This window comes from Macrococcoides caseolyticum, from assembly GCF_002902665.1.
GTDB classification, from domain to species: Bacteria; Bacillota; Bacilli; order Staphylococcales; family Staphylococcaceae; genus Macrococcoides; species Macrococcoides caseolyticum.
In genome coordinates this window covers 404-7,733 of the sequence record NZ_PPRM01000119.1, presented here as the reverse complement: position 1 = coordinate 7,733, position 7,330 = coordinate 404, and the positions used below count along the sequence as shown (strand labels likewise).

Annotated in this window: 10 protein-coding genes; all 10 read left to right on the top strand. The window is 29.5% G+C overall.

Going from position 1 to position 7,330, the window contains the following annotated elements:
• Positions 1-151 precede the first annotated feature (151 nt).
• The 10 genes from CD152_RS11690 to CD152_RS11645 all read left to right on the top strand — a co-directional run bounded on the left by CD152_RS11690 (position 152) and on the right by CD152_RS11645 (position 6,456).
• A complete protein-coding gene (locus tag CD152_RS11690) occupies positions 152-352 on the top strand; it encodes a helix-turn-helix domain-containing protein (protein WP_103214823.1) in 201 nt (66 codons plus the stop codon).
• 33 nt (positions 353-385) lie between these two features.
• The gene (locus CD152_RS12170; protein ID WP_232237459.1) at positions 386-664 is read left to right on the top strand and encodes a hypothetical protein; all 279 of its coding nucleotides are present in this window, start codon (positions 386-388) and stop codon (positions 662-664) included.
• Between the two features lie 11 nt (positions 665-675).
• Positions 676-1,023 (top strand): type II toxin-antitoxin system toxin TscT, encoded by a 348-nt coding sequence (locus CD152_RS11680; RefSeq protein WP_103214822.1) that lies wholly within the window; start codon positions 676-678, stop codon positions 1,021-1,023.
• A gap of 383 nt (positions 1,024-1,406) precedes the next feature.
• The gene (locus CD152_RS11675; RefSeq protein ID WP_146034118.1) at positions 1,407-2,276 is read left to right on the top strand and encodes a DnaD domain protein; all 870 of its coding nucleotides are present in this window, start codon (positions 1,407-1,409) and stop codon (positions 2,274-2,276) included.
• A 13-nt stretch (positions 2,277-2,289) separates the two neighbouring features.
• Positions 2,290-3,102, top strand: a complete 813-nt coding sequence (locus CD152_RS11670) for an ATP-binding protein (RefSeq protein WP_169926212.1) — start codon at positions 2,290-2,292, stop codon at positions 3,100-3,102.
• A gap of 517 nt (positions 3,103-3,619) precedes the next feature.
• On the top strand, positions 3,620-3,769 hold the full coding sequence (locus tag CD152_RS12030; protein WP_169926211.1) for a hypothetical protein: 150 nt from the start codon (positions 3,620-3,622) through the stop codon (positions 3,767-3,769).
• A 460-nt stretch (positions 3,770-4,229) separates the two neighbouring features.
• Complete coding sequence (locus CD152_RS11660) at positions 4,230-4,478, top strand: hypothetical protein (protein WP_103214818.1); 249 nt, start codon at positions 4,230-4,232, stop codon at positions 4,476-4,478.
• Between the two features lie 544 nt (positions 4,479-5,022).
• Entirely contained in the window at positions 5,023-5,463 is a 441-nt protein-coding gene (locus CD152_RS11655; protein ID WP_103214817.1) for an ArpU family phage packaging/lysis transcriptional regulator, read from the top strand.
• A gap of 48 nt (positions 5,464-5,511) precedes the next feature.
• Entirely contained in the window at positions 5,512-5,760 is a 249-nt protein-coding gene (locus tag CD152_RS11650) for a hypothetical protein (protein WP_103214816.1), read from the top strand.
• A gap of 36 nt (positions 5,761-5,796) precedes the next feature.
• Positions 5,797-6,456, top strand: coding sequence for a hypothetical protein (locus CD152_RS11645; RefSeq protein ID WP_103214815.1), 660 nt, complete (start codon positions 5,797-5,799; stop codon positions 6,454-6,456).
• The last annotated feature ends 874 nt before the right edge of the window (positions 6,457-7,330 follow it).

The following is a 7,330-nucleotide window of genomic DNA, read 5'->3' as shown; positions in this document are numbered from 1 at the left end:
ATTATATTCACCTCAACAAAAATATATATTATTTTTAACATTTTGTACAGTGAGTACAACCATTTTAATTGTTGACAAAACAAAAAACATATGTAAAACTTAAATTGTACTCACAGTACAATTTTGAAAATTAAGTACAAAGGAGATGCCTATGAAGAATAATTTAAGTCTAATTTTGGGAGCTAAAAGAATAACTATTAGCAAAGTTAGTAAAGAGACAGGTATAAGTAGAACAACACTAACAGGTATTTATCATGAAAAAACAAATAATCCTGATTCAGCAACAGTATTAAAGATATGTTCTTATTTAGGTATTACACCTAACCAATTTTACGGTTATGAAAAGATTTAGGAGTTCTATATTTAAAGTGAAAGGAGAATGAATATGACTAAGGTGCTGAGTTTAAAAGAGAAACCTAGAATGAATAATGTCATTTTAAGTCCTAACCAGATAAAGCGTACTGAGATGATATATTGTAAGGTTTCAACCTTACCCAATTTATTCGATGTAAGTAAACCGACTTGTTATAGATTTTTGAAAGAAGCGGAGAATATGGAAGAATTTAAAGGTAGGATATGTGTAGATGTATCATCTACTTTGACACTTGTACACATAGAAACGTTTATAGAGTTTTTAAAAACTAAACACAAAAAATATTTATAAGGAGAGTTAATATGAAAAACAATTTATGGGATTTAGATAATGCACTTGTGAAGCTGGATATATTAACGGATAAATTTGAAATGTTAGAAACAACATTAACATGGTTTAAAGATGATGTGTTCCACAAACCATGTTTATCTAACAAATATGAACGTGAATCACATTGTTTAAGTTATAGAGAACAATTCATATTTTTAGATCAGCATAGAGATTTATTAGAAATGTATTTAAAGAATTTACATGAGGTACGCGAAGAACTATTAACAGTATTCAATGAAGCTAAAAAAGAAGAAAATAAAAAAGTTGATACCACTCAAGCCGACCAAAGCGAAGTGATACCAACAAACAAAGATATTTAAAAAATACTTTTTTATATTATATCAAATTTACTGATTATTGAAAAGGGAGCAAAGAGTTATAAACTATATCTCTTTAATAGAGGTGTTTAAAGTATTTATATTAGCTCCCTTAATCTTAAAGGAGTTAAACACATGAAAAACATTCTAAAAGCATTTATATATCCGTTTATATTGTTTTGTGTAGCTGAAACTATAAGTGTTTCATACATCATGTATCAACTTATTATTTTATATGGGTTAATAGTCATTATTTGTTATGAACTGATAAGCCAGAAACAAATGAAAGCTAACAAATAAGTACATTAAATATATTCATCAATACTAAGTACAGATACATAAAAGAAAGTGAGGGATGATGAATGAGGGGGAAAGGCTGGATAAGTTTGCATAGATCTATAACAGATCATTGGCTTTATCTTGAAGATAGAAAATTTTCAAGATATGAAGCTTGGTTAGATTTACTATTAGAAGCAAATTATGAAGATAAGAAAGTGCTTGTTGATGGAACTTTAACCACTATTGAAAGAGGTTCTAAACTGACATCACTCAGAAAATTAAGTAATAAATGGAAATGGTCAATAACTAAAGTAGATAGTTTTTTAAAAGCTTTGGAAAGCGATGAAATGATTATACTAAAAAAAGACACCAAAAAAACGGTTGTAACCATTGTAAATTATGACTTTTTCCAAAATGTAGATTTAGAAAAAAGACACAAAAAAAACACAGAAAATACACAGAAAGAAAACGAAAAAGAAACAGAAAAAAATCAGAAAGAAACAAACAATAAATTAAATAAATTAAATAATATAAATAATGTTGTTATAGAGCCTAATCCTAAAAATGACTTTGCCGAAGTGATACAGCTTTATCAAAGTGATATACAAGCTACACCACCACTAACAGTTATTAATAAGCTATCAGATGATTTTGATATGTTCGGTAAAGAGATTATGTTATACGCCATTAAGAAGTCGGCTCTTGCTGGTAATCGTGATTACCGCTTCATTGATTACTTAACAAAAGAATGGCGTAAGCAACAGTTAAAGACACTTGAAGCGGTTGAACAGTTTGAAGATAAACGTAACCAACCGAAGCAGTCATACAGCTATAACAATGATAGAAACGCAGTGCCGAATAAGTTCGGAGATAGACCTGATTTGTCATTCCAGGCGTTAGAGATTAAGAAAGGTAAAGGCGGTCTAGCTTCATTCACTGATGAAGAACGTAAGGCATACGAAAGCTATTACTTGTAAGAGGAGGGACAGCATGAAACAAAATACAATTATTAAAGAGGCCTATGAGATTAGTGATCCTATCGCTATCAATCGTTATTTATTAGATAAAGGTATCGTTACAAGTAAGCTACTTAGCGTAAATTACAACGCAATATGTGATAAATGCGGAAGAAAATGCGATATAGCGGTATATGAAGATCATACTGAAAAGTTATGTAATTGTGAGATTAAAACAAAGGTTAGAAGCAAAGACACTAAGAAGATTCATTACTATTGGCGTATCAGTAAGATACCTGAAAACTTAAAGGCGAGTACATTCGAGAACTTTGAAAAAGATTTAAACGAAAGTGTTAGAAATCTGTACCAAGGTTATAAGTACTTTAGTAATTCACTAGATAAGGAAGCACCGAAGACATTAACAGTAATCGGGACAATGGGGACAGGTAAAACACATTTATCTGTAGCATGCGGTAAAGAGTTAGTGAAACGTGGCTTTAGTGTCTACTTTATCCCGTTTAATACGCTCATGAGGAATATAAGAGAAACAATGGATAATGGTAACGATATGACACAAACAGAGATATTCAGAACGATTGAGAAATGTGATGTATTTATCCTAGATGACATCATGATAACATCAGGGACACCTTTCGAGATCAACACGCTAGAAAACATCATCGAAGTACGCCAGGGCAAAGCAAACATCTATACAAGTAACTTAAGTGATGATGATTTTAGCAAGAATAAGAATATGCAACGCATTAAGTCCCGTATCTTTGACAGAACAACGACAGACGTTTTAAAAGTTGTTTCTGATGATTATAGAACAATGCCAGCATTTTAAGAAAGAGGGCTAATATGAATATATCTAGACTTAAAAACGGAACTATGAAAATTGATTTTAAGAACGATTTACTATTAACAAGAAAGCCTATTGACAGTAGTGGATGTAAATTTATTGCTGGGGTAAGAAATTCAAAGTTAGAAATTCATAACTTACATGTAGGATTATTAAGTCATAGCTTTAAACACAAATTATATATAACCTGGATAGCTTTAAAGTTTATATGGACGGATAAAGATATTATGAAACGAATGTTATTCATAACAATGTTTAAACGTATTTACTCGATAATGAGCCGATAGATAGAAAGATGATAAATAATACCATTTATCGTTATCGACTCTCTATGAGCATTTAAATAAAAAATTAGAATAACACATTTTTGGGTTATCCTAACTTAATTCTAGAAAACGAAGATTTCCGTTCTCTGATTGTTGGAAGCATTTATTAATTTCAGAATCATGATAATTATTACAACAGTAGAATAAGTAAAAAATAAAACAATGGAGTGAAAAGAATGTATTTTCTACTAGCCGAGACAATGTTGGTAATATCGTCATTTGTTATAGGGATTACATTAGGTAGGAATAGACATGGAGATATTTATGAAACTGGTAAACTGGATCCGAAAAGAGAACCAAAGCCACCAGATAAAACATTTAAGTAATTAATCAGAAGTAAGGAAGGAATAAAGAGAATTAACATGATAAATCTATCAATTAACCTAGTAATAATCACTATAATTTTATTTATATTATTTTTTAAAAACAGTAGTAAAAGAAGTATCGGAGTAACAAAGCCGAAGAGGACACCACCACCAGACCGAACATTTAAGCTACCAACTAGAGATGAAGAAGAATTTTAAAAAATATATGAAGATGAAGAATAACAATATAAATTCTAACAAGTGTACAAGCGTAGTAATAACTACACTTGTTAAGCTGTAAAAATAAATTAGTTAGGAATATCTACTAAAATTAAATAGAGTAGCTGAACTAAGTAATCTTTAGTGCAGATCAAATATATAAAACAAGATGTAAAAATTAAATACATGCCATATAATATTTCATTTTAGAAAGCGGAATTAAAATATAATTGCTTCAGAAATAAGAGAGGAGTAAGGAAGCATGAAAAAGGTAGATAGAAAGGAATACATGAAGGAGTATAGAAAGCGTAATGCCGAACGTATGAAAGAGTTGAATCGTAATAACTACCTTAAACGTAAAGAGAAAAGTAATAGTATACAGCAAGATGATACTGTTTTAATGTATATACAAAATTTGAAACAAGAAAGACTATTAAATATGTCTATCCAGCGTAAGAGACGTAAGAAGCGGTTACAAGATTTAATTAATAGTGAGCTATTACATTCATAGTGGTGACCTAGCGTTTTACGAGGGCATTTAAGAATGAAGATAAAATATTAATAATTCATTTTAATGTATTTAGGGGGTGGCGATTCACCGACCCCCTTTATTCTAAAGATTTAGAGAAGAAACTTTGAAAAACAAAAATAAAAAAGCTCCAATAAATGATATATGCAATGTTATAAGCGAGGGGTAACAAAGCATACATATTTATAAGAGCAACAGACAAAGTGTGTAGATAAATATAATACTAATATAACATGCAATCATGTTTCTGAAAATATTGTAAAGCGGTGGTGATGATATAAGAATAAAATCGCAATATGTGTAACGGCTGTATATGTAACCTGGTTGAAACGACTAAAAGTATAATTAGATTATGTAAACTCTTGTTTAAGAATAACCATTCTTTATTAAAAAATATAAGGATGATAGTCCGATCTAATAATGATGTTTAATAATTGTAAATAATATAATTTTTGATTAAATGCTGTTAATTACGGTGACAAAGGTAATAACAAACATCCTATAAAAAAGCGGATGGAGGTAATAGATGTTAAATGCAACAATGATAAAACACATTGATATTAAAAGCACTATAAAAAATGTTAATGCTTTATTAAAGAGATATAACTATCTCATAAGGGTATTACCTGAAAGAACTATGCCAAAAATCACTCAATCATATAATTCTATGCCTGCTTCTACAGTAAGAAGTTTAAATGCTATTGAAAGATCAGCATACGAAAACCTTAAACGAGAGAAACTTATAGAAGAAAGAAATCAACTAAAGGAATTACTTTTTGAGATAGTAGAACAGTTAAACGAAGATGAAAAATATATTATCATTAATAAATTTCTATCTGATAATGAAACAAGTGATTATGATATTTATTATGATTTATGTATCGGGAAAACGAAATATTACCAATTAAAAAAAGAAGCATTATTAAAATTAGCTTTGTTACTTGGATTAGAAATATATAAAGAATAGCTTAATTCTGCTTTATATAGAACTATTTAAAGAAAGGAGATTTGTTGAATGGGGAAAATGTACAGAAATCAATATTTGGATGAAATATCAAATGTAGGCCGTAATCTTCCAGGAATATTTAAAGTAAACTCATTACAAAATAGTATTTTGTTAAAGAAAAATGAACATATTAAAGTTTTTAATAACTCTATTCAGAAAAATGCACATATTAAAGCTTTTAATAACTCTATTCAGAAAAAAGCTTACAAAAAACATATTGAGAATATAAGGAACTTAGATGTAAGTCACAGAAATTAATAATTAATCTAATATAAATAAAAGGAGATGGAATAAATGCCATTATTGAAAAAAGAAAGCTTAGAGAATCAAGTACAAGAAACAGAAGTAAAAATTGACGGTTTAGAGGACAATTTACCTAAATTATTAAAACCAATCAAAGAAAAGAAAGAAAGGTCATACGCTTTACTAAGTAATCGTACAAATTTTGTGAGAAAAATCGAAGAATTAAAAAATAAGATTCGCATTACTAATAAAGAAAAAAATCTGTTAGACGTTTTAAAAATGCAAGAGTTAATAAATACGTATGAAAAAGAAATTCTAAAAATCGAGGATGAATTAATAAAGCAAGAGAATAATGTGAGTGAGAAAGAAGTTAAAAATTTTAGAGTTATGTTTAGTAAGGAATATAAATTAATTGATCAGGAACATAATAAGATTTTAGAAGAAATTGATGAAAAACTTAAAGAAGTATATGATTTATTTAATAAAAAAGCTATTATCGAAAGAATGGGAGCAAGAAGAACGAACAGAATGAGATATGTTAAAGAAGTTAGTGAAGTATCTCTAAATCCTGCAACGCTGGACTTAACAAGATCAGATGTGTTTATTTATAAAGATAAGAATGACGAATATTATATAAATCATTTTAAAGAAAATATAGAAAAAGAATCACGTAAAGTGTTCAGAGAATACTATGATAAAAATCTCTTTTAATAAAGAAGTTTAAAGTTTCGTTAAATTATGGATTGTATAATTCAGGTTCCGAAAATCTTGGGGCCTGTTTTGTTATGTAATAAGCAATATATGAAGCGGTAGCATATTCATTAAGTTTGTATCTAACTAATAATAATATATCTCATATCAATGTTATAAGTATTAGAATCATATAACATAAGGCAGTAGTACTTGTATGGGTACTAGGCACACATAGGGCAGTGGTATACATAGCAGTACCAGGTACACATAGGGCAGTAGTACATGTATGAGTACCAGGCGCACATAGGGCAGTAGTATATGTATGAGTACCAGGCACACATAGGGCAGTGGTATACATAGCAGTACCAGGTACACATAGGGCAGTAGTATATGTATGAGTACTGGGTACACATAGGGCAGTAGTACATGTATGAGTACCAGACACACATAGGACAGTAGTATATGTGTGGGTACCAGGTACACATAGGGCAGTAGTATATGTATGAGTACCAGGCACACATAGGACAGTAGTATATGTGTGGGTACCAGGTACACATAGGGTAGTGGTATATATATCAATAACATATACACATTATTTCGACTATAACTATCAGTTCGAGTAAGGCAATGATATATTTTAGAAGTATAAGTAAACTAAGGGTAAAAAAGATAAATAGATTTGATCCTTCAGGCACTATTCAAATATTAGAGCCATCATATGATTCAATTAAGGGTAAAATAATATATCATATCTTTTGATTGCACAGATATATAATTTATATTATTCTAATGTTACATAGAGCAATACGACTCTAGAGCATTACAATTAAACGAGGTTTAACCTCAGCTAGAATCACCTGATCCTTTCTGAAGGGTCTTTTTTTCGTAATTT